Below are 23,374 nucleotides of genomic sequence, written 5' to 3'. Positions count from 1 at the left end.
ATCTCAACGGCAACTCGTCTCACTGCAATACGTCTCGTTGCCAGTACACCCCTCGCCGGCGGACCGCGCAACGTTCATGGCAGACGACACCGAACCTTCCTCAGGAGGTGAGATGGCGCCTCTCCACTACAAGCTCTCCAGCGGCGGCTCTGTTATCGAGCAGCATCGACGGACGACTCCACAGCACCCGCAACGCGATACTCCGTCCGCTCCCCCGGCGCAGCGATCCCGTCGACGATCCCTGCTGCGACGAGCCGTTCCAGCGCAGGGAGCACGACCGTCCAGTCCATGCCCAACCGGCCGGCGATCTCAACCACCGGATGCGACTCGTTTCCGAGTGCATCCACGATCGCATCCGCAAGGTGCGAGGGCACCGATGCTTCAGTGGATCCGGACTTCTCAACCGGCAATTGGAACACCGATATGCGCTCGGCGATCGCAGATTCGACGTAGTTCCCCGAAACACCACCGGACACAGCAACACTGGGAGTGATGCCACGCCGCTCCAGCTCACCCCACAGCCCCGCCATCGCCGCAAGCGGATCGAAGTAGTACTCCGATTCACGAACCCTCCAGAACCTCCATCCGGATCTCTGCAGCTCACGCTCGCGGTCGAGATCGGCACGCTGCTGATCAGAACTCGAGTACCACTGATCGCCATCGCACGCGACAGCCAGCTTCCCCGCCACACCGGTGACGACCAGGTCGATGAAGTGACCGTTCACCTCCACCTGCGGGTTCACGTGATACCCGCGAGCAGCGATGTCGAGGAACACCTCCTGCGCGAAGAGACTGCCGAACTCCTCGTGCCGCTCGTTGCGGGTGACACCGTCCGGCATCGGCGCGGCAGGCGCTTGGGACGTCGACTGCATGTATGTGAGCAGAGAATGCCGCAGGTCCGTCGGGCGCAACGTGTCGGCCGTCCGCGAATGAAACAACCACAACTGGTCCTGCGCCCGCGACGCAGCAACATTGAACCGTCGCTGGTATTCGGTCCTCGTCATCGCCGCAATGTTCTGTTCGGGCGCGACCACCATCGACAGGAAGACCACGTGCCGCTCGTCGCCCTGAAAATCCGGGGGCGTGCCGACGCGGAGCCTGCGCTCCTCCCACTGCTCCGGAGTCACCCTGTCGAGTAGTTCGTTCTGGATCGCGTCGACCTGCGACTGCCCCTGCAGAACCACCACACCGAACGTCTTCCCGGCATACGCCTCGTCGGCGAGACACTGGACGAGAGTGTCGGCGAGGGCACGTGCCTCGACGTGATTCGTCAGCGAGGAGTTCTGTCCGGTGACGGCACCATCTTCGACAAAGGTGGTGCGCAGCGGCGGCAACCTGTCGGAACCGAACTGCCGCACCGGAACCAGCGGCGCATCCGCATAGAACTGGTTACTGGACCACTCGATGATCTCCGGCATCGACCGGAAATGCTCCCGCAACCGGATGACGCTCCCGAACCGCGACCGCAGCAACGAGAACAGACTCGACCGCGGAGTAAGACTGTCGCGCATATACTTCGGGATGTCGGGCAGGTACGAGTCGAGGCGACTGAACACTCCTTCGAGTGCACCGAGAGACACTGCACTCGGCGCGCACTGGTTGTCGTCGCCCACCACGATCACCCGCGGAGCGAGCCACAACAGGAACAAGCTGCTGATGTCGGCCTGGCTCGCTTCGTCGATGATGACGACGTCGAACGAATTCTGCTCGGGCGGAATCGAAGCCAACACCTGCTGCAGCGGCATCACCCACGCCGGCACCGCACCCTGCGCGACCTGCATGGCCTCGCGGGCCGCAGCACGATAACGCTCCGCATACCTGCCGGTGCCCTTGCCGATACTCGCGACATGGTCGCGGTAGGAATGGAGGGCCTGAACCTGCTCGGCGGTCGCGCGGTCGAGACACGCGCTCCACGCCTTCTCCGCAGCGAGCTGCGTGGTGAGCCGCGCGATGTCCTTCTCGGCGGCGTCGAGATCGCGTGCGAACTGTCCGTCGTCGCGGTGCTCGTGGTAGCGCCGCACCCACTCATCTGCACGACGCCACGCCCACGCGCTCTCGATACGGGCGAGGCGGGCCGGCCATTCCGCTCTCGACGGATCCTCTGCGATGGCCTGAGCGAGCGCCGGTGCGGCGTCGGTCAATCGCGCGTGCAGGGAGACGAGGTCCAACTCTTCACGCTGTTCGCCTGCAGCACGGTCCCACGCGTCCAACGCTGCGTTGATGCCGGCGAAGTCGGCGTCGTGGAAGGCCCGTGCCAGCGCGCGTCCTTCGGGCGACGCTCCCCCGGCGATCTCGCCCCGCACATACATGCCGACGGATTCGAGCCAGGTCTTGCTTGCATCCGCAGTGCCGGTCGCGGCGATGACCCGCGCCGATTTCGCCACGGAGCGCGCTTGGTCGACGTTCGCGATCCGCGGCGCACCCGGGTTGACCTCGCGTAACGCCGACTCGACGTCTCGCACCCGAGCGATGAGACTGTCGACGATGCCGCAGTCGCGGTTGATGAACGCCAGGGTGCCGACGGCACGGCTTCTCGATTCGTCGAGTGCGATGTCGATGCCGAGATCGCGGAGGACGATCCCCACCACCCGAACCGCGTCGAGGGCACGGAGGTGCTCGGCCACGATGCGCGCCGTGTGGGCGGTGGTTGCCGCGACACCGTCGACGGTTGCGGGCTCGCCGAGCGCCTCGACCGCCGATTGCCCGTCGCTCCTGCGGAACCGGGAGAAGCCACTGCGCCAGGTATCCCCCGCATCCAGCTTGCGGGCCAGTGCGTCGTACGCCTCGAACGCGCTCCGGTCTGCCACCGGTGTTTCCACCACACTGACACCGACGACGCGATCTGCGTCTTGCGCTGCTTGAACGAGGTTTGCGAATTCAGCGGTCTTTCCCCAGAGGTGGTGGGATCGCCCCGACAGAACGTCGTCGGCCACGCGTTGGAATCGCGGGTCGAGTCGTTCCGCGTCGTGCAGGGCGCCCTGCAGTTGTTCGCAGAGGTCGCGGACCCGGGCGAGCGTCTCGAGTGACGCGCCCTCGAGTATCGCCAGCAATCCCTGAGTCTCGCTGCTCGACGCCTCTGGAGGTGCCTGCGCGACCGCGTTGCACGCGTACTGCACCTCCCGCTGGGAAGGAAGAGACAGTTCGGGGAAGACCTGGTGTCGGCGCCGCGCGCGCTCGACGCTCGACCGCTGGTGAAGCGAATGGAGGGTGACGAGTTCCTCGACGGTCAGCGGGGGCGTGGCGGTGAGGAGCGGCGCGGGCAACCACTCGTGTCGGGTTTCCTGTGCACGGACCTGCCGGACGATCGACGCTGCCGTCCCCTCATAACCGGTGACGACCTCGGGGTGGACAGCCGCCTCCTCCGCGCGGGTTTGCCGGATCTGTTCCATCAGCGTCGCCCGGCGGTTCAGCGCGTCGTTTCGTTGCGCTACGAGGTCGTCAATGCACTCGGCTGCACGCCGTTCATTGAATTGTGCTTTGCGGGTGGCGATCTCGTCGACGCTGCGGGTGAGTTCCGCGGACCCTCCGCGCGCCACGTCGGTCACCGACACGCACAAGTCCTGTAGTTCGGGCGGAAGCTTGTCGCGGAGGACACGCAGCGCCTGCGCCTTCTCACTCGTGACCAAGACGCGCTGGCCACGCGCAAGCAGGGCAGACACGAGGTTGGCGATGGTGTGGGTCTTGCCGGTACCCGGCGGGCCTTCGACCACGACGCCGCTGTCGCCGGTGAGCCGGTCGATGATGTCGCGCTGCTCCCCGTTCACGGGCAGCGGGAACAGCGGATCGTCGGTAATCAGAGCTGACGGCGTGCCGATGTGGTCGAGCCATGCGACGCGGGCGGCCGGTTCGATCGCGTCGACGAGCTGGGCCAGCCCGAGCGGCACCGGCTTCGACTCGTCTGCGACAGCGTCGATCATTCGGTTGTAGTACTCGACGAGGGCATAGGCGCCGCGTTTACGGAGCACCAGAGTCGGCGGCGGCGTCAGGAACGCGTGCGGCGACGATGCTTCGCCCTTGTGGCCGACGACGTCGACGCGCACGGTGAGGGCGCGGTCGGCCCATTCCTTGAGGAATCCCCCGGGCTGCGGGGCCGACGGGCGTAGCGACCTGAGTGACGAGGGATTCGCGCAGAGCGCGGGTGCTGGAGTGGTCGAACACCTTCAGCCCGGTGAGGATCTGGCTGTGTTCGAGCGACGGACGGGCCTCGGGATCCAACCGGACCAGCAGGTAGCCGGACTGCCTGTCGCGCTCGATGAGAGTGAACTGCGTGATCAGGTGCGTGTGCACCTTCTCCCCCGCCACATTTTTGGAGAGGTGCAGCAGTCCCGACGCGAGGACAGCTCAAGCGATTCCGGCTGGGCTTCGAGCTCAAGCATCGCGCGCTGCAAGTACGTATAGAGCTGTGACGCGGGTCGTCGTTCGCGGTCGACGGCCGCCCACACCCGCCATTCTCCGAACCAGGTGTCGAAGCCGTCCAAGCACCTTCAGGAGCCTGCGGGTCGAGTGTAGGTTCGAGAAGGGTGAGCAGGGGTTGCACGCGATCCCTCAGTTCAGGATCGTTCTCCCTCGACTCCACGCCCACCCGTCCCACTCGCGGGGCAAATCAATTGCCGTTCAGACCGTGCCTGCGTGTGTCGAGGGCGATCTTGAAGTGGCGCTCTGCTGCGTCGATCTCGCGGGTGGGAGTCGCAGGGTCGAACACGCGCAGCAAGGAGAATCTGAAGCTCGCTGGGCTGACGTTGCGAAGTTCGACGTTGCCGCCGTGGCCGTTGGTCGCGTAGGCGTTCCAGCGCTGACGGATGCTCTCCGCGCCGTCGGCCTTGCCCACATACTGGCGTCCATCGCGGGTGTCGGTGATCAGGTAGACGCCGGCCACCGATGCCAGCGCGGTGCGCCACGAGGCATAGCGATGCTCGCGCATCACGGCCTGAAGCCGGGCATAGTCCAAGACGAGCTGGTCAAATCCGGGGAACGGAATCGGCTCAGCGTCGGCGATCTCCACGACCGGATAGGCGGCTGCCGTTGTGGCGTTGATCCGCCAAGCACGCGGTGACCTCCACCCGATCACCAATCGGTTTCTGAGGTCGGCAAGCTGTCCGGAAGGAGCGAGGTCGAAGGTGCGCAGCTTTCCGTCGTTCGACGTCTCGCCGTTGTTCTCCAGCACCGACCACAGCCTGGCCCTGTCGCCGCCTTCCTTGATGAAGATGAGCCAGATCCGCGGCGGAACGATCGGGAACACGCGAGGTTTCGCGGACTGCTGGCTCGTGTACTTCAAGATCTCCGTGTCGGTGGAATCCGCGTGGATGCCCTGCAGACCGCTGTCGATGTGCTCGCGCACGTAAGCGTGGCGGAGGACATGAGCCTCAGCCGGATCGATGCCGGCGCTGTGCATGATCGGACCGAACGTAAGCGACATCGGCGCATCACCCCTTCTCTGGTCACGTAGGGCACAGTAGGCATTCTCTGCGACATCTGCGGGCAATTCGCTCAGCGCCGGTTTTTCCCGATTTGCTCCACCACCCGGTTGATCGGCTCGACATTCGGTGCGTAAATGTGCGTGGCTCGGGCAGACCGCACCACTGGGTCCTGCGTCGCAGGAGCGTCCCGAGGATTGCGCATCAGAGGATGCATCCATGGAGTGATTCCTAGTCAGGATCTACCGGCCTGGCGGTTCCCTCCCTGTGAGCCCCTTCCGATAATCTCACTGCTGCGGCCCGACGGACTTCCGCTGCGATGAGCAGCCACGGACATGCCCCCACCCGCACGACTGGATTCGTGCTGCCTTGGGGACCTGACTGTGACACTGCTTCGTACTTCTGCTCGCCGGATTGTCGATCTCGAACGCCCAGATTCTCTGGCAGAGCAGTTGTTGGAGCAGATGATATTTCATACCGGCCGACGCCCGAGCGAGGCCGAGCAGAAATCCTGGAGCCGAAGCCTCCCGATCCTCGCACAGGATCTTGTCGATGCAGGCCTCGGCGAGGTCGAGATGCTGCTCGAGTACCACCTACCGCTAACCTCCCAGCGTGCCGACGTCGTACTTGCTGGCATGCATCCTGCGACCGGCGCTGTCTCGTACGTTGTCGTGGAACTGAAGCAGTGGTCCGCCGCGCGGCGTTTCGAGGACAACCCGGAACTCGTCGAGGTGCCGGGAATGCCGGGCGGCCCGAAACTCCATCCCGTCGCTCAGGTGAAGGGGTACTGCGACTATCTGGGTGATTTCGCCCGAGCAGTCGCGGATCAGCCCGATGCACTGGCTGGCATCGCGTACCTGCACAACGCCACAGACCCGTCGGCCGTGGCTGACCTGCGGAACTACCCGACAGGAATGACCGGTCGTCTGTTCACTGCCACCGACCGTGGCGACATGGTCGACTTCCTCCGAACACGACTTGCTCCAAGCACCGGACATACCGCTGGCGACACGCTCATGAAGACAGCGGTGGCGCCGTCACAGCAGCTACTGAAGGTCGCCGCCGCCGAAGTTCGGGACCGGCCGCAATTCCACCTGCTCGGCGATCAGCAATTGGCGGTCGACCTGGTTCTGCACGAAGTCGAGACGTCGCGCGCGGCGGATCGGAAACGTGTCGGCATCATCACTGGTGGTCCGGGTAGCGGTAAGAGTGTGATCGCACTGTCGCTACTCGGCGAACTGGCTCGCCGCGGACGCACCGTGCTGCATGCGACAGGCTCACGTTCCTTCACGCAGACCCTGCGCAAGGTCGCTGGTGCGCGGGCACCGCGCGTGCAGAAGATGTTCAAGTGCTTCAATCAGTTCATGTCGGCCGAACGGAACGGTCTCGACGTGCTCATCCTCGACGAGGCACACCGCATCCGTGAAACATCCGTCGATCGGTACACCCGCGCCGAACTCCGGACGGAACGGCCGCAGATCGACGAACTCATCGCAGCTGCACGAGTCCCGGTCTTCTTGCTCGATGAACATCAGGTAGTGCGACCAGGCGAACTGGGATCGCTCGAACAGATCGAGCGGTACGCCGCGACACTTGGCCTGGAAACCCATCACGTGCACCTCGGGGAGCAGTTCCGCTGTGGAGGTAGCGAGGAGTACGTGATGTGGACCAAACGTCTCCTCGGGCTTGTTGAGGGCGGCCCCGTGCGATGGGCCGGCGACCCGCAGTTCACTGTCCGCGTCGCAGATTCTCCTGAGGAACTCGAGTTCCTGCTCGACCAGCAGCGTGAACGCGGATACTCGGCCCGCATGACCGCTGGGTACTGCTGGCCGTGGAGCAATCCCGACAAGGATGGTCGTCTCGTCCCGGACGTTCAGATTGACGGGTGGGCACGACCATGGAACAGCAAGAGTGATCGCCGCACCGGTGATGCACCTCCGACAGCACTGTGGGCAACCGAGGACGGAGGGTTCGGCCAAGTCGGCTGCGTATACACCGCGCAGGGATTCGAATACGACTGGAACGGTGTGATCATCGGACCCGATCTGCTGTGGCGAGATGGCGGTTTCGTGACGGTGCGTAGTGCCAATCGCGACCCAGACTTCAGGAACACCAAGAAGATCGGCGATGTCCGCTTCGACCGGCTGGTCCGCAACGTCTACAAAGTGCTACTGACCCGCGGAATGATCGGCACGGTCATCTACTCCACAGACGCAGAGACGCGGGAGGCATTGCGTGAACTGATCGCCGAGTAAGCCACTACCACAAACAAGCTTCGAGCACGGCCCGACGGGCTTCCGATCCAGGACATGCCCCTACCCGATGCGAACCCTGAACAGGCGCATGGGAATTGACCAGTTGGATCGTCAAAATCGGTCAGGCAACTCCACAGCATTGGGATCTTGCGAGAGATGACGGATTCTGGGATGTGCGACATCCCGGATTCTTCAGCCGTATCGAGCCAGGAGACGAAATCTACTTCTGGCTCGCCAAGACGGGATTGCTTTCACGAGTACGCTCAACGACAAGTCTCTACGCGTTGGACCCGACCTCAGCACTTGCCCACTGGGTCGATGCACATGACGGTGAATATACTCGTCGATTCGAGTTCGAAACGATCAGTGAGAGCCTCGTCAAGCCAACGACCTGGAAAGAGATCCAACAACGACACGGGCGAAATTACGCAGCGCAGGCGCCTGCCAATGAGATCGCCGATTCCGAGGCCGAGGCCCAGCTTCGATCGTTGTTCTCCGTTCAAAGCGACTCTGCATTCGACGACCTCTCCAACTTCGAGGAAGGGGAACACAATGCCCCCACAAACTACGAGAAGGGTGAAGACTTACGTACACGCGCGCATCGAGAAATCACCGTGCGCCGAGGCCAGAAGAAGTTCCGCAAAGCGCTCTTCGCCGCCTACAGAAACCGCTGCGCGGTTACTGGATCTTCTGTCTACTTTGTTCTCGAAGCAGCGCATATCGACCGATACTTCGGCGATCACAGCAATCACGTCACCAACGGCCTCCTTCTGCGCGCTGACCTCCACACACTGTTCGACCTCCAGATGTGGACTGTCAGTGACGAACTGACCGTCAAGGTGGCGCCCTGGCTGAAAGCCAGCGAGTATGGCAGATACGATGGAGCCTCGCTCGAACTACCCAAGAATCCGATGCACCCCCCGGATCCAGATGCTCTTGCCCGCCACCGGAAATCGTGTAACTGGACAACCGAGGCCCGCTAGTTCTTATCGCGCGACGCGGTCAGCGCACAGCCACAACGTGGCGACAAGATCCTGTTCGAGTCGAACCTGGGCATCCCGGTTCGTCGAGGTCCGCAGAACTGGTCAGCGAGAGCTACGGCGTTTTTCTTCCTCGACCGCCGACTCCACAGGGTTCACAATCGTGCGCACTTCCGACTCCGGGGTTTCGGTGTGGGATTCGACCGTGTAGAACCGCACTTCATGCCCATCAGGATCGTGGAGGAGAGGAAGTATCCAGCCGATGGAGGCGAAATGCACCCCACCGTGTTGGTCACCGAGTTGATCGAGATGTTCTGCCAGCGCTTCGAGTGCCTCGCGGTCGGGCACCCCAATTGAGAAGTAGTCGAATCCCGCTGCTGCCGCTGCTTTCTCTGGATCAAGACGAAACGCCATCATCGGTCCGCCCACCGGATGCCGCATCCCAACTCCGACGAGTCGATCCTCCTCATGGAACTCGACCGCCACCTCGTAGCCAAGCCGCGTCCGATACCACTCGACCGTTCGCGAAAGATCCGAGACGGGCAACTTCAGGTGGTGAACGCCAGCGAGTGTCGGAATCATTACCAGCTCCTTCGTGACATTGACGTCCAGAATCCTCCCTACGAGAAACCTCGTCAAGGAACACTCATCGCGGAGTGGCAATGGAAGACGAGTCCGCGGAGTGGCGGCTGTTGAATCAGACGCGCAATCGCTTTGCTGTCAACGAATCCTGCTGATTTACAGACACTTTCAGACCGAGTGCCCGTAACTCGTCGATCTACGGCTCGTAGAGTCGGCGACGGCTGCGTTCGGACTCCTCCTCGGGCGAGTCCTCATCATCCGGAGCAGGCTCAGAACCGAGCGCCTCAATGATCACGTTTTCGAGGCGCGGCTCCGATATAGCCACGGGCGAGTCGGCGGATTCAGCAGGCTCAACAGCCGGCACCTTGACCACCGGAATCGCCACGGTGATCGCAGATTCAGGAGTCGGCACCGATACCACCTCGGGCACTGACTCAACCGACGCGGCGTCCGCCGGCTCTTCCACATAAGCAATACCATCGACCGTCAGCGGCTCGTCGTCCACCAACTCCGCAGAAACCTAACCCTCAGCGACCGCAGCTCCGGCATCCTCGCTGTTGGGCGTAATGCCGCGCAGCTGGAGCTCGTCCCACAGTTCCGCCATCGCCGCCACGGAGTCGAGGTAGTACTCCGATTCCCGCACCCGCCAGAATCTCCACCCGCTCCGCTGTAGTTCGCGTTCGCGTTCGATATCGGCGCGCTGCCGGTCCGGACTCGTGTGCCACTGATCGCCATCGCACGCGACCGCCAGCTTGCCTCCTGCACCTGTCACCACGAGGTCGATGAAATAACCGTTCACGTCGACTCTCGGATTCACGTGGTACCCGCGCGAGACGATGTCGAGGAACACGCCCTGCTCGAAGAGACTGCCGAACGCCTCGTGCCGCTCGCTTCGAGTCACGCCCGTCGGCATCGGCTCGGCAGGTGCCGGCGACACCGACTGCATGTATGTGAGCAGGGAGTGTCGCAGGTCCGTCGGCCGCAGTGTGTCGGCCGTGCGCGAATGGAACAACCACAATTGATCCTGCGCCCGCGACGCAGCAACATTGAACCGTCGCTGGTATTCCGTCCTGGTCATCGCCGCAATGTTCTGCTCGGGCGCGACGACCATCGACAGGAACATCACGTGCCGTTCGTCGCCCTGGAAATCCGGCGGTGTGCCCACGCGGAGCCTGCGCTGCTCCCACTGCTCCGGGGTGAGCCGCTCCAGCAGTTCGTTCTGGATGACGTCGACCTGTGACTGCCCCTGCAGCACCACCACGCCGAAGGTCTTCCCGTCGTAGGCCTGGTCGTTGAGGCATTGCACGAGTGTGTCGACGAGCGCGTAGGCTTCGGCGCGGTTCGTCAACGACGAATTCTGCCCTGCGACAGCACCATTCTCAACGAGAGTGGTGCACAGCGGCGGCAGTCTGTCGGCCCCGTACTGCCGCAACGGAACCAACGGGTCGTCCGCGTAGAACTGTTCGCTCGACCACGCGATGATCTCCGGCATCGACCGGAAATGCTCCCGCAATCGGACGATGCTCCCGAACCGCGACCGCAGCAACGAAAACATGCTCGATCGCGGAGTGAAACTGTCGCGCAGATACTTCGGGATGTCGGGCAGGTACGAATCGAGACGACTGAACACCCCGTCGAGCGCACCCAGCGACACCCCGCTGGGCGCGCACTGTTTGTCGTCGCCGACGACGATCACACGCGGAGCCAGCCACAGCAAGAACAGGCTGCTGATGTCGGCCTGGCTCGCTTCGTCGACGATGACGACGTCGAACGAATTCTGTTCGGGCGGAACCGAAGACAACACCTGCTGCAACGGCATCACCCATGCGGGCACCGCACCTTGCGCGACCTGCATGGCTTCTCTCGCCGCAGCCCGGTAGCGCTCGGCGTATCTGCCGGTGCCCTTACCGATGCTCGCGACATGGTCGCGGTACGAGTGGAGGGCCTGGACCTGCTCGGCGGTGGTGCGATCGAGACACGCGCTCCACGCCTTCACCGCGAGGAGCTGCGTCGTCGCACGCGCGATGTCTTGCTCGGCTGCGTCGAGGTCGCGTTCGAATTGCCCGTCGTCGCTGTGCTCGTGGAACTTTTTTGCCCACTGATCTGCACGACGCCACGCCCACGCATCCTCGATGTCCGCGAGACGGACAGGCCAGCCCAGACTCAACGGATTCTCAGCGATGGCCTGCGCGAGCGCCGGTGCGGCGGTGGTCAGCTTCGCATGCAGCGAGACGAGCTCGAGCTCTTCGCGCTGTTCACCGACTGCGCGATCCCATGCGTCCAACGCCGCATTGATGCCTTCGAAGTCTGCGTCGTGGAAGGCCCGTGCCAGTGCGCGTCCTTCTGGTGAGGCTCCCCCTGCGGTCTTGCCCCGCACGTCCATGCCGATGGATTCGAGCCAGGTCTTGCTTGCTTCCGCAGTGCCTGCTGCAGCGATCACTCGCGCAGACTCCGCAACCGACCGGGCTTGTTCGATACTCGTGATCCGCGGCGCACCGGGGTGGATCTGGCGCATTTCCGTTTCGACGGCCCCGACGCGGGAGACGAGGTTGTCGACGATGCCGCGGTCGCGGTCGATGAACGCCAAGGTGCCGACAGCGCGGCTGCGCGACTCGTCGAGCGCAACATCGATACCGAGATCGCGGAGGACGATCCCCGCCACCCGAATCGCTTCGAGCGCGCGCAAGTGTTCCGCAACGATGCGTGCCGTGTGTGCGGTGGTGGCCGCGACACCGTCGACGGTGGCGACCTCACCGAGCGCCTCGACGGCGGATTGCTCGTCGCTCCTGCGGAAGCGCGTGAAGCCGCTACGCCATGTGTCACCGGCTTCGAGCTTGCGGGCCAGCGCGTCATACGCCTCCAGCGCGAGCGGTCCTGTCACCGGCGTCTCGACCGAGCTGGCGCCGACGGCGCGGTCGGCGGCCTGCGCGGACTGCACGAGCTCTGCGAGTTCAGCGGTCTTTCCCCACAGGTGCTGTGCCTTCCCGGACAGGACGTCGTCGGTCACGCGTTGAATTCGCGCATCGAGCCGATCTGCGTCTTCCAGGGCGCCCTGTAGTTGTTCGCACAGGTCTCGGATGCGAGCGAGTGCGTCGAGGGGCGCACCCTCGAGTATTCGCAGCACCTCCTGCAGTGAATTGCTCCCGATGTCCTTCGGCGCTTGCGCGACTGCAGCGCACGCGTACTGCACCTCCCTCTGGGTGGGGAGGGCCAGGTCGGGGAAGAGCTGGTGCCTGCGCCGTGCACGCTCGACACTCGACCGCTGGTGAAGTCCGTGAAGGGTGACGACCTCCTCGACGGTCAGCGGTGGAGCGTCGGCGAGAAGAGGCGCGGGCAGCCACTCGTATTTCGATTCCTGCGCGCGGACCCGACGGACGATCGACGCGGCTGTGCCCTCGTAGCCGGCGGCGACGGCGGGTTGCACGACCGTCTCCTCCGCTCTGACCTGCCGCACCTGTTCCATCAACATCGCCCGGCGGCTCAGCGCCTCATCGCGTTGCGCCGTCAGTTCATCGATGCGTTCTTGTGCACGCCGCGCGTTGAATTGCGCTTTGCGCGTGGCGATCTCACTGACGCTGCGGGTGAGCTCCGCAGAACCGCCCTGCACCGGGTCGGTCACCGATACGCACAGCTCCTGCAGTTCGGGCGGAAGCTTGTCGCGGAGCACGCGCAGCGCCTGGGCCTTCTCACTGGTGACCAGCACCCGCTGGCCGCGAGCGAGCAGCGCGGAGACGATATTGGCGATGGTGTGGGTCTTGCCGGTACCCGGCGGCCCTTCGACCACGACGCCACTGTCGCCGGTGAGGCGATCGACGATGTCGCGCTGCTCTTCGTTCGCGGGCAGCGGGAACATCGGGTCGCCGGTGAACAGCGCCGGTGGCCTGCCGATGTGGTCGAGCCAGGCCACACGCTCTTCCGGTTCGATCGCCTCGACGAGTTGCGCCAGACCGAGCGGCACCGGCTTCGACTCATCGGCGACGGCCTCGGCCATACGGTTGTAGTACTCGATGAGCGCTGAGGCGCCGTGCTTGCGCAGCACCAGCGAGGGTGACGGTGTGAGAAATATGTCGGGCGACGAAGCGTCCTCGGCATGGTCTACGACGTCGACGGGCACGACGAGCGCGCGGTCGGCCCAGCCTTTGAGAAAACCGCGAGCCGCGGGATCCACGGGCGACGCAACCTGGGTTGCAAGGGATTCGTGGAGGTCGCGGGTGCCGGACGGGTCGAACACCTCCAGCCCGGTGAGGAGCTGAGTGTCTTCGAGCGACGGGCCGAGGTCGGGATTCAACCGCACCAGCAGGTCGCCGGTTGCCGAGTGACGTTCGACGAAGGTGGACTGCGTGATCAGGTGCGTGCGCACCTGCTCCCCCGCGACCTCGGCCGACAGATGCAGCAGCCCCGACGCGAGGACGAGCTCGAGCGATTCGGGTTGAGATTCGAGGTCAAGCATCGCGCGCTGGAGGAAGGTGTAGAGGTGCGAGGCGGGGCGACGCTCACGGTCGACGGCCGCCCACACTCGCCATTCGGTGAGCCAGCTGTCGAAACGTTCGACGGCGTCGGTGGCGGTCGGGTCGAGAGTGGGTTCGACGGCGGAGTCGTCGATGGCTCCCTGCACATACCTCGCGACCGACGCGGGAGGTTGCGGCGGGTCTTCGAGCTGAACACGTCGTGCGCGGAGGACGACGTCGCCTGCTGCGGCAGCGGCACTCAGTCCGATGTCGAGGTTGCCTTCCTCGAGGGACATCACGGCGCGGTGTTTGCCGAGCACTCGGACGGGAGTGCTGCGCGCTTTGACGAGCTCGGACAGGAAGGTGAGCAGGCGTTGTACTCGATCCCTCAGTTCAGGATCGTTGTCCCTCGACTCCACACCCACTCCCCTCACTCTGCGGACACCACTTCCGCCCGTCGGCGGCGCGGGCACGACCAACCTTAAGAACTCTCCCCGACATGTTCATGCCCACCCCCGCTTCGCGACAGCAGGCGCCCCGCGGATCGCTCACCGCGACGCCTGTTTGGACCCCTACCCTTCGGGTACCGCGTGGTCATGGCAACGGACAGAATCGGGCAACCCTGGGGTACCCGTACCCCGTACGGTCCCGGCGAGCGCTGGCCCACCCGCGTCGATATGCACCTCGCAGAGGGAGTGAGCGAAGACGAGGTCGATACGTGGGCCCAGACCGCGACGATCCTGCATTCGAACGGCGACGGGCTGGATCTCGCCGTCAAGGACGGCCGCATCGTCGGAGTGCGCGGCCGCGCTGTGGATCGCGTCAACCACGGCCGCGTCGACCCGAAGGATCTCTACGGATGGCAGGCGAACCACTCGCCCGACCGACTGACGGCCCCGTTGATCCGGCGCAATGGCGAGCTGGTGGAAACCGACTGGGACACGGCGATGGAGGCCGTCGCCGGCCGTACGAAAGAGTTGCTCGCCGAACGTGGGCCGAGCTCGGTCGGTTTCTACACGACGGGACAGTTGTTTCTCGAGGAGTACTACACGCTCGCGCTGATCGGGCACGGCGGCATCGGCACCAACCACATGGATGGCAACACCCGCCTGTGCACTGCGACTGCCGCGGCTGCGCTGAAGGAGTCGTTCGGGTGCGACGGCCAGCCCGGTTCCTACACCGATATCGACCACGCGGATGTCATCGCCCTATATGGGCACAACATGGCCGAAACCCAGACGGTGCTCTGGATGCGCATCCTCGATCGGCTGGCCGGACCGAATCCGCCTGCGATCATCTGCGTCGACCCGCGGGAAACTCCGGTCGCGCGTGCCGCGACAGTACATCTGGCGCCACGCCCGGGCACCAACGTCATGTTGATGAACGGTCTGCTGCACGAGATCGTCCGCAACGACTGGATCGACCGCGACTACCTCGACCAGCACACCGTCGGCTTCGATGAGCTGAAGAAACAGCTCGAGAACTATCCGGTCGAAGAAGCCGCGCAGGTGTGCGATGTGCCGGTCGAGGATCTTCGCGCCGCTGCGCGCCTGATCGGCACGTCCGAGCGGTTGATGTCGACGGTATTGCAGGGTTTCTACCAGTCGCATCAGGCAACTGCGGCGTCGGTTCAGGTCAACAACATTCACCTGCTGCGCGGAATGCTGGGGAAGCCGGGGTGCGGCGTGTTGCAGATGAACGGGCAGCCCACCGCCGAGAACACCCGTGAGTGCGGTGCCGACGGGGATCTGCCCGCGTTCCGGAACTGGTCCAACGATGCGCACGTGGAAGAACTGGCACGGGTGTGGAACATCGATCCGATGCGGATACCGCACTACACAGCGCCGACCCATCTGATGCAGATGATGCGCTACGTCGAGGACGGCTCCATCCGCTTCCTCTACGTCAACGGCACCAACCCGGCCGTCTCACTCCCGGAGCTGACCCGAATCCGGAGCCTGCTCACCCAGAATCGGTTGTTTCTGGTGGTGCAGGACATCTTCATGTCCGAGACGGCCCAACTCGCCGACGTGGTGCTCCCTGCCGCCACCTGGGGGGAGAAGACCGGCACGTTCACCAACACCGATCGCACCGTGCATCTGTCGGAGAAGGCGGTGGAGCCGCCGGGGCAGGCCCGCCCGGATCTGGAGATCTTCCTCGACTACGCCCGCCGGCTGGATCTCCGCGACAAGGACGGTGAACCGCTGATCAAATGGTCCACACCCGAAGGCGCCTTCGAGGGGTGGAAGCAGTGCTCTGCCGGACGTCCCTGCGACTACACCGGTATCACCTACGACAGGCTGCGCGGCGGCAGCGGTATCCAGTGGCCGTGCAACGACGAGCATCCCGACGGCACCGAACGCCTCTACGCCGACGGCGCGTTCTGGAGTTCGCCCGAATACTGCGAGAGTTATGGCCGCGACATGGTGACGGGTGCGCCGCTCGAGCCGACCGAGTACAAGGCGATGAATCCGTTCGGGAAGGCGATCATCAAGGCCGGCGAGTATCTGCCGTCACACGAGCCCGTCTCTGACGACTTCCCGTATTTCCTCACCACCGGACGCACTCTCTATCACTTCCACACGCGCACCAAGACCGGGCGGGCGCCCCAGTTGCAGAATGCCGCTCCGGAAGTGTGGGTGGAGATGTCGGATTCGGATGCGGGCAGGCACGGCTGGTCCGAAGGAGACCTGCTGCGTGTCACCACCGCCCGCGGGCACGTCGAAGCGAAGCTGCGAGTCTGCAACATTCGTCCCGGGGTGTTGTTCCTCCCCTTCCACTACGGCTATTGGGACACCCCGTCCGGGCACGAGCCTCCGGATTCCGGCGGTAGGGCGGCGAACGAATTGACCGTCACCGACTGGGATCCCGCCTCGAAGCAACCGTTGTTCAAGACCGGCGCCGCCAAGGTCGAACGGATCCGCAGTGGAGACGGCTCGGCGTCCTCAGCCCCCACCACCACCGCATCGAAGCCGACGACCGTCGGGGTTCCGGCCACCAGCGGTGGCGCGGACGCAGCGTCGTCGGAGACGTTCGTCGACGCGCGGGAAGGCACATCATGAACAAGGTCGGGCTGGCTATCCGGGAATTGCATCGCTCCGAAAGCGATCTCGCCGACCAGCTGATGCAGATCTCGGATCGCCACAAGGTGGACCACGAGATCTTCTACGTCGCCCGCGACATCGCCCGCTGGTCTGCGCAGCACGTCGATGAGCTTGCTCGGGTCGGGAAGGATTACGGTCTCGACCTCGACGCCGACGGCAAGCATGATCACCGGATAGTTGCCACTCTGCGGCAGAAAGGAAGCGAACTCATGGGGCGGCATCATGCTCCGTCGCTGTTGCTTCTGCGAGACCTACGCGAGGTCCACCGCATGGCGGCCGGTGTCTCTCTGGACTGGGAAATCCTGGCTCAGACCGCGCAGGCCATGGCCGACCGCGAACTGCTCTCTACCGCGAAGCGCTGTCATCCACAGACACTGCGGCAACTGCATTGGGCCAACGCCAAGCTCAAGGAAATCTCGGCACAGGCCCTCGTCACCGATTGACCACTCGGGTTGCAGCAGGTTCGAGAGGGTATTTCATCATGGTGAACAAGTTCCTTCGTATCTATCTCAATGATCAACTTGCCCTGGGTCTGACTTGGCGAGAGCTCGCCAGGCGGGCGCAGCGCAGTAACCGTGGCACCGATCTCGGCGAGTCGCTGGCCGACGTCTCGACAGCAATTGCCGAGGATGTCGACACTTTCCGTACGGTGATGAGGCGTGTGGGCGCTCGGGAGAATCCGGTCAAGAGCGGCCTGGTGATTGTCGGCGAGCGCGTGGGACGGTTGAAACTCAACGGTCGGCTTCGCGGCTATTCGCCGCTGAGCCGGTTCGTGGAGCTCGAGTTCCTGGTGATGGGTATCGAGGGCAAGAAACAGCTGTGGACCACATTGCGTGATCTCGCAGAACTCGATTCCCGTCTGCCGGAGATCGACTTCGACGAGCTGATCGCCCGCGCCGAGCGCCAACGCACTGTGCTCGAGCCGTTTCGCGCACGCACCGGACGCGAGGCGTTCGGTGCTGCCCCCGCCGGTGGAGCCCTACCGCCACAGAAGTAGTGACCGACTCATTTCTCCCACGGACGCAATGGTTGCGAGACCGCAATCGACTGCGGAAAGATGCGGGATATGAACGCCACGCAGCGTCCACGATCCGGCCGAGGAAAAGATTTCCCGGCGCAGGTGGATGCGGTGCTGTGGGCGTCGCGTGCGCTGGTGGGGATCGCGGCGGCATCGGTGGCCGAGGTGGAAGACGTGGTGTCGGTGCCGCACTTGCGGATTCTGGTGATGGTCGACACTTGGGGACCGCTGAATCTGGCGGCGGTCGCGCAGGCGCTGGAAGTCAATCCGTCAAATGCCAGTCGCGCGGTCGACCGGCTCATCAAGGCAGGCTTGATGGATAGGCGAGATGCACCGGAGGATCGGCGCAACCTGAACCTGACATTGACCGCTGAGGGAAAAGCATTGGTCGAGAAGGTCAGCGCGCATCGACGCGACTCGATCTCAGCGGTTCTGGAGCGGATGACCCCCGAAGACCGCGACTCCCTCACCGTCGCGCTACGCCGCTTCGCAGCCGCTGCGGGTGAGCCGCTCGACGGAGACGTGCTCACTCTGCTGTGGCCACCGAACCGCTGATCTCGCGTCTCCTCTGTTCGGGTGCAGGATCACCGCCGGTTTCGTCCGGCGAACACGGCGACGGCGCCTGCCGCAGCGGCCAGACTCGCCGCGACACCGAGGGCGCCGTGATGCTGCGACGCCCACAGTTGTGCGCTGCGGTCACGAGATCGATCATCGAAGATGCCGTGCGCACCGAAGTCGCGGCCGCCCGCACCGTCGGCAGGCGTGAAGAGATTCTCCGGCTGATCAGGATCGCGTGGGGTGTCGGTCTGCTGAGAGGCGTACCCCGTGCGAGCGAGATACCTGTCCAACACACCGGGCGCAATCGCATTGGCAGCGAGGGTGCCCGCAGTACTGGCACCCACCCAGTACTCGCGGCGACGCGGATGATCAGCGGCGTAGAGAACTGCGCGCGCCGCGACCTCGGGTTGGAAGATCGGCGGCACAGGCTGTGCGTGGTGCGGCAACCGCGACCGCACCCAGGAGAACTGCGGGGTGTTGACCGCGGGCATCTGCACCATCGTCACCCGGACACCGCTGCGCTCGTGCAGCAGTTCGCAGCGTAGTGCTTCGTTGAACCCCTGAATGGCGTGTTTGGAACCGCAGTACGCGCTCTGCAGCGGGATACCGCGATAGGCCAGCGCCGAGCCGACCTGCACGATCACACCGCGATTGCGGGATTTCATCCGCCGCAGTGCCGACAGGGTGGCGTAGACGTAGCCGAGGTAGCTCACCTCGGTTACGCGCCGGAACTCGGCGGGGCTTATCTCGCTGACGGGAGCGAAGACTGAGGTGAAAGCCACGTTCACCCAGATGTCGATGGGTCCCAGCGTCTGCTCGGCTTCTGCGGCAGCGACCTCCACCTGGTCGGGGTCGGCAACGTCGGTGGGGATCGCGAGAGCACGGCCTCCAACAGCCTCGACGTCGTGGACCGCGCCCGCGAGCCCCGCTTCCCCGCGGGCGAGCAGCGCCACCTTGGCCCGGCGAGCGCCGTAAGCGCGGGCGACGGCGCGGCCGATCCCGCCCGACGCGCCGGTGACCACGACAACCTGTTCCGAATGCGGTGCATTCATCTCGGCCTCCTTGTCACGAGCGAAGTTGGGACTGTGAGTTGCTTTGGCGTAGAACGTGAGCGATCACGCTATGGCGAGGCGGTGGGCCGATTCGAGCAAGAGTGCATGAACGAACGCTTGCGGTAGATTGCCGCGCAACTGCCGTTCGACGATGTCGAACTCTTCGGTGAACAGGGCCGGCGAACCGCACGCGGCGCGGTTGCGTTCGAACCAGCGCGCTGCCGCGACATGGTGGCCCTGCTGATGTTCGGCCAGCGCCATGACGAAACCGCACAGCAGGAACGCGCCCTCGGCGTCGGCGAGGGGCTTGCCCTGATGCTGGAACCGGTATACGTATCCTTCGCGGCCGAGATCGGCGCGCACGGCATCCAACGTGAGCCGGGTGCGGGGGTCGTCGGCTGCAACACCACCGCGGATCGCAGGTAGAAGCAGCGCTGCGTCCACGCGGTCGTCGCCGGGAGCGCGCTGCCAGCGCCCGCTCGGGTGCAGCGACCGGGCATCGGTGTCGGCGACGAGAGCGTCGGCGAGGGCATCCCAGCGAACAGAGTGCGCGGCCGGAGCGGCCGCACTGATGGCGCGCAGACCGGCGGCGCAGGTCAAACGCGAATGCGCCCACTCCGCGTTGTCGAGCTCCCAGATGCCGGCGTCGGGTTCGTTCCAGCGTTGTTCGATGGTTTCGGTCGCGATCTCGACGGCCTTCCAGTGCTCACTGCCGAGGTGGTCGACGCGGTCGGCGGCGGCGAAGAGAAGCAGAGCTTCGCCGAACGAGTCGAGTTGGAATTGCTTGTTGACCCAGTTCCCCAGGCGCGCGTCTGCGCCGGGATATCCGGGAAGGTCGAGGGTGGATTCGTCGGGCACTCGCCCGCCACCGATGGTATAGGCGGGTTTCAGTTGCGGACCGTCGTCGAGTAGGCGTTCGGCGATGAAGGCGACGGAGGCGTCCAGAAGCGAGTCGGCGCCCGCTGCGGCAGCCGCGTGACCGGCGTAGCACTGGTCGCGGATCCAGCAGTAGCGGTAGTCGTAGTTGCGGCCCTGTTCGGCGCGTTCGGGCAGAGCGGTGGTCGCGGCGGCAACCATCCCGCCCGAGCTGCTGGTCATCCCCGTCAGGACCGCGCAGGCGTGCCGGGCGTCGCGGTCGGCGAGCGTCCCGTCCATGTGCGGAACACGTCGGTGCCATTCGTGTTCGGTCTGCCGCCACAGTCGGTCCGGGCCCGGGAGGTGTTCGGGTAGCGGCCGGTCGCTGAGTTCGAGGACGAGGTCATGGTGCTCGCCCTCCCGGAGCTCGAGAGCCGTCTCCAGTTGCCCGTTCCGGAGATGAGCGCCGCGGCCGCCGGTCCACCGCAGGTGGAGCGGTCCGGTGCGCAGCATCCTGACGTCTTCGCGGTGCGCGACCTGATGCATCGGGTGGGCACCGAAGTCTGCGTCGGCAGACAACGAGACCTGAACCCGCGCCTCGCCGTCCACCGCCAGGATCCGACGTAGCACCACTGCCGTGTGCGGGTCGCCCGGAAACGCGAGTGCTTCACGGCACTCGATGATGCCGGTGGTGGTGACCCACCGGCTGCGCCAGATCAGCGTCCCTTCCTCGTAGTGTCCGCCCCAGGTGAAGCGCGTGGTCGCGGGGCACACGAGATATCCGCCGGGGCCGCCGAGCAATGAGCTGAACACCGCGCCCGAATCCCACCGCGGTGCGCACATCCACGCGAAGTCTCCGCGCGGGCCGATCAGGGCGCCCCGCTCCCCGTCTGCGATCAGGGCGTACTCGCGAAGCACGTGTGGTGGCCAGGAGGCGCCGAGGCCGGACTCGTGGGACGCCATGAATTTTGCCTCCCTCGGACGAGGTGGTCATCTTATGCCCGTATTCGCAATGATTGCGGGGTCGCAACTACATGGGTGGTGGGCAGTGTTCCCGCACGAAGATGGTTCAAACATCGAGATTCGAAATGAGAATTCACGGTTGAACGGCGTCGGGATGGGCATTCGGGCAAAGACGGACAGTCACCGAATCGACGCCGCGGGGACCTTGCGCTACCGCAACGTTTGCGCGTAATGATGGAAGAAAGACGTCTCGCCTCTGCTGCGCGTCGAACACGCACCCTGCTCCGTCACGTCGATGGCATCGTCCGGTGATCGGACAATGCCCGTGAGCCGAGGGAAGGACACAATCCGATGGCCAGTCAGAACGTTGCCGACTACCTGCTGGAACGGTTACGCGCCTGGGAAGTCGAACACGTCTTCGGCTACGCAGGAGATGGCATCAACGGAATCATGGCCGCCTGGGGCCGAGCCGACAATCAACCGCGGTTCATCCAGTCACGGCACGAGGAGATGAGCGCGTTCGAGGCAGTGGGCTACGCGAAGTTCACCGGCCGCGTCGGAGTGTGCATCGCTACCTCCGGCCCCGGCGCGATCCATCTCCTCAACGGCCTCTACGACGCCAAACTCGACCACGTCCCGGTCGTCGCGATCGTGGGGCAGACGAACCGCACCGCGATGGGCGGCTCCTACCAGCAAGAAGTCGATCTGCTCAGCCTCTACAAGGACGTGGCCAGCGACTACGTGCAGATGGTGACCGTGCCCGAGCAACTGCCGAACGTTCTCGACCGGGCGATTCGAGTGGCACTGAGCCAGCGGGCGCCGACCGCGCTGATCATCCCCGCCGATGTCCAGGAACTGGAGTACGCCGCCCCCACCCACGAGTTCAAGATGGTGCCGTCGAGCATCGGTATCGACTGGCCGACCACCACACCCGACGATGCCGCGGTCGCACGGGCCGCCCAGGTCCTCAATGCCGGGAAGAAGGTGGCCCTGCTGGTGGGGCAGGGAGCGCGCGGCGCCGACGAGGAGATCGCTCAGGTCGCGGATCTCCTCGGGGCGGGTGCCGCGAAGGCACTTCTCGGCAAGGACGTGCTCTCGGACGAATTGCCCTGGGTCACCGGTTCGATCGGCCTGCTCGGCACGCGGCCGAGCTACGAGCTGATGATGGGCTGCGACACTCTCCTCACGATCGGCTCGTCGTTCCCGTACACGCAGTTCCTGCCCGAGTACGACCAGGCCCGTGGCGTGCAGATCGACATCGACGGCCGGTTCATCGGCATGCGCTACCCCAATGAGGTCAACCTGGTCGCCGACGCGAAAAGCGCGCTTCGAGCGTTGATTCCGTTGTTGGAACGCAAGACGGACCGTGCGTGGCAGGAGGAGATCGAATCGAACGTGTCGCGGTGGTGGGAGACGATGGCGAAGGAGGCGGAAGTCGCCGCCGACCCCGTCAACCCACTGCGTTTGTTCGCTGAGCTCTCACCCCGGTTGCCCGAGAACGTCATCGTCACCGCCGACTCCGGGTCGGCCGCCAATTGGTATGCCCGTCAACTGAAGTTCCGGCCGGGCATGCGCGGTTCCCTCTCGGGAACGTTGGCCACGATGGGACCGGGTGTGCCGTACGGGATCGGCGCGAAATTCGCTCATCCTTCGCGTCCGGTGATCGTGTTCGCCGGAGACGGGGCCATGCAGATGAACGGGCTCGCCGAGCTGATCACGGTCAAACGGTACTGGCAGGAGTGGGACGACCCGCGGCTGATCATCGCAATTCTGCACAACAACGATCTCAACCAAGTGACCTGGGAGATGCGGGCGATGTCGGGGGCTCCGAAATTCGTGGAATCCCAAATGCTTCCGGATGTCGACTATGCAGGATTCGCCGCGAGCCTCGGACTGCACGCCGAGACCATCACCGATCCAGGTCAGCTTGCCGGCGCGTGGGACAAGGCGTTGTCTGCCGATCGTCCGACCGTCCTCGATGTTCACACCGATCCGAACATGCCGCCCATCCCGCCGCACGCGACCTGGGAGCAGTTCAAGTCCGTCGCTACGGCGGTTCTCTCCGGTGACGAGGACAGCTGGGGATTCACCATGGCGGGTATCAAGACCAAGGCACAGGAGTTCCTGCCGCACAGAAACGGCTGA

13 protein-coding genes and 1 pseudogene are annotated in these 23,374 nt (G+C 64.6%); 7 read left to right on the top strand and 7 right to left on the bottom strand.

Going from position 1 to position 23,374, the window contains the following annotated elements:
• Nucleotides 1-152: 152 nt before the first annotated feature.
• Nucleotides 153-4,513: pseudogene (locus ACSYG9_RS18530) on the bottom strand (AAA domain-containing protein); the annotation flags it as partial.
• A gap of 90 nt (nucleotides 4,514-4,603) precedes the next feature.
• Complete coding sequence (locus ACSYG9_RS18525) at nucleotides 4,604-5,635, bottom strand: GIY-YIG nuclease family protein (protein ID WP_454839452.1); 1,032 nt, start codon at nucleotides 5,633-5,635, stop codon at nucleotides 4,604-4,606.
• Nucleotides 5,636-5,797: 162 nt separating this feature from the next.
• Between ACSYG9_RS18525 and ACSYG9_RS18520 the strand changes: the two genes are divergently transcribed.
• Both ACSYG9_RS18520 and ACSYG9_RS18515 read left to right on the top strand, forming a co-directional pair.
• Complete coding sequence (locus tag ACSYG9_RS18520) at nucleotides 5,798-7,669, top strand: DNA/RNA helicase domain-containing protein (RefSeq protein WP_454839450.1); 1,872 nt, start codon at nucleotides 5,798-5,800, stop codon at nucleotides 7,667-7,669.
• Nucleotides 7,670-7,764: 95 nt separating this feature from the next.
• Nucleotides 7,765-8,652: an HNH endonuclease gene (locus ACSYG9_RS18515; RefSeq protein WP_454839448.1), complete on the top strand. Its 888-nt coding sequence runs from the start codon at nucleotides 7,765-7,767 to the stop codon at nucleotides 8,650-8,652.
• A gap of 102 nt (nucleotides 8,653-8,754) precedes the next feature.
• Here ACSYG9_RS18515 and ACSYG9_RS18510 read toward each other — a convergent pair whose 3' ends face one another.
• The 3 genes from ACSYG9_RS18510 to ACSYG9_RS18500 form a co-directional block, all read right to left on the bottom strand.
• On the bottom strand, nucleotides 8,755-9,231 hold the full coding sequence (locus ACSYG9_RS18510) for a VOC family protein (protein WP_454839446.1): 477 nt from the start codon (nucleotides 9,229-9,231) through the stop codon (nucleotides 8,755-8,757).
• A 196-nt stretch (nucleotides 9,232-9,427) separates the two neighbouring features.
• Entirely contained in the window at nucleotides 9,428-9,736 is a 309-nt protein-coding gene (locus ACSYG9_RS18505) for a hypothetical protein (RefSeq protein WP_454839445.1), read from the bottom strand.
• A 15-nt stretch (nucleotides 9,737-9,751) separates the two neighbouring features.
• Nucleotides 9,752-14,104 (bottom strand): AAA domain-containing protein, encoded by a 4,353-nt coding sequence (locus tag ACSYG9_RS18500; protein WP_454839444.1) that lies wholly within the window; start codon nucleotides 14,102-14,104, stop codon nucleotides 9,752-9,754.
• A 171-nt stretch (nucleotides 14,105-14,275) separates the two neighbouring features.
• Here ACSYG9_RS18500 and ACSYG9_RS18495 point away from each other — a divergent pair, with 171 nt between their 5' ends.
• The 4 genes from ACSYG9_RS18495 (at nucleotide 14,276) to ACSYG9_RS18480 (ending at nucleotide 18,356) form a co-directional block, all read left to right on the top strand.
• Nucleotides 14,276-16,741: a molybdopterin oxidoreductase family protein gene (locus tag ACSYG9_RS18495; RefSeq protein WP_454839442.1), complete on the top strand. Its 2,466-nt coding sequence runs from the start codon at nucleotides 14,276-14,278 to the stop codon at nucleotides 16,739-16,741.
• The gene (locus ACSYG9_RS18490) at nucleotides 16,738-17,226 is read left to right on the top strand and encodes a hypothetical protein (RefSeq protein WP_454839441.1); all 489 of its coding nucleotides are present in this window, start codon (nucleotides 16,738-16,740) and stop codon (nucleotides 17,224-17,226) included. Before ACSYG9_RS18495 ends, ACSYG9_RS18490 begins: the two co-directional genes overlap by 4 nt.
• A 38-nt stretch (nucleotides 17,227-17,264) precedes the next feature.
• Nucleotides 17,265-17,780 (top strand): hypothetical protein, encoded by a 516-nt coding sequence (locus tag ACSYG9_RS18485; protein WP_454839439.1) that lies wholly within the window; start codon nucleotides 17,265-17,267, stop codon nucleotides 17,778-17,780.
• 69 nt (nucleotides 17,781-17,849) lie between these two features.
• A complete protein-coding gene (locus ACSYG9_RS18480; RefSeq protein WP_454839438.1) occupies nucleotides 17,850-18,356 on the top strand; it encodes a MarR family winged helix-turn-helix transcriptional regulator in 507 nt (168 codons plus the stop codon).
• A 29-nt stretch (nucleotides 18,357-18,385) separates the two neighbouring features.
• Here the strand turns inward: ACSYG9_RS18480 and ACSYG9_RS18475 are convergent, their stop codons facing one another.
• Nucleotides 18,386-19,411 carry an SDR family oxidoreductase gene (locus ACSYG9_RS18475; protein ID WP_454839437.1) on the bottom strand — a complete coding sequence of 342 codons (1,026 nt, stop codon included), beginning with the start codon at nucleotides 19,409-19,411 and terminating at the stop codon, nucleotides 18,386-18,388.
• A gap of 63 nt (nucleotides 19,412-19,474) precedes the next feature.
• On the bottom strand, nucleotides 19,475-21,229 hold the full coding sequence (locus tag ACSYG9_RS18470) for a glycoside hydrolase family 15 protein (RefSeq protein ID WP_454839436.1): 1,755 nt from the start codon (nucleotides 21,227-21,229) through the stop codon (nucleotides 19,475-19,477).
• 351 nt (nucleotides 21,230-21,580) lie between these two features.
• Here ACSYG9_RS18470 and ACSYG9_RS18465 point away from each other — a divergent pair, with 351 nt between their 5' ends.
• Nucleotides 21,581-23,374 (top strand): thiamine pyrophosphate-requiring protein, encoded by a 1,794-nt coding sequence (locus ACSYG9_RS18465; RefSeq protein ID WP_454839434.1) that lies wholly within the window; start codon nucleotides 21,581-21,583, stop codon nucleotides 23,372-23,374.

The sequence above is a fragment of the Rhodococcus sp. SJ-2 genome (assembly GCF_053750035.1).
Note: the sequence above shows the minus strand (reverse complement) of the source record. Positions and strands in the feature narration are given on the sequence as shown.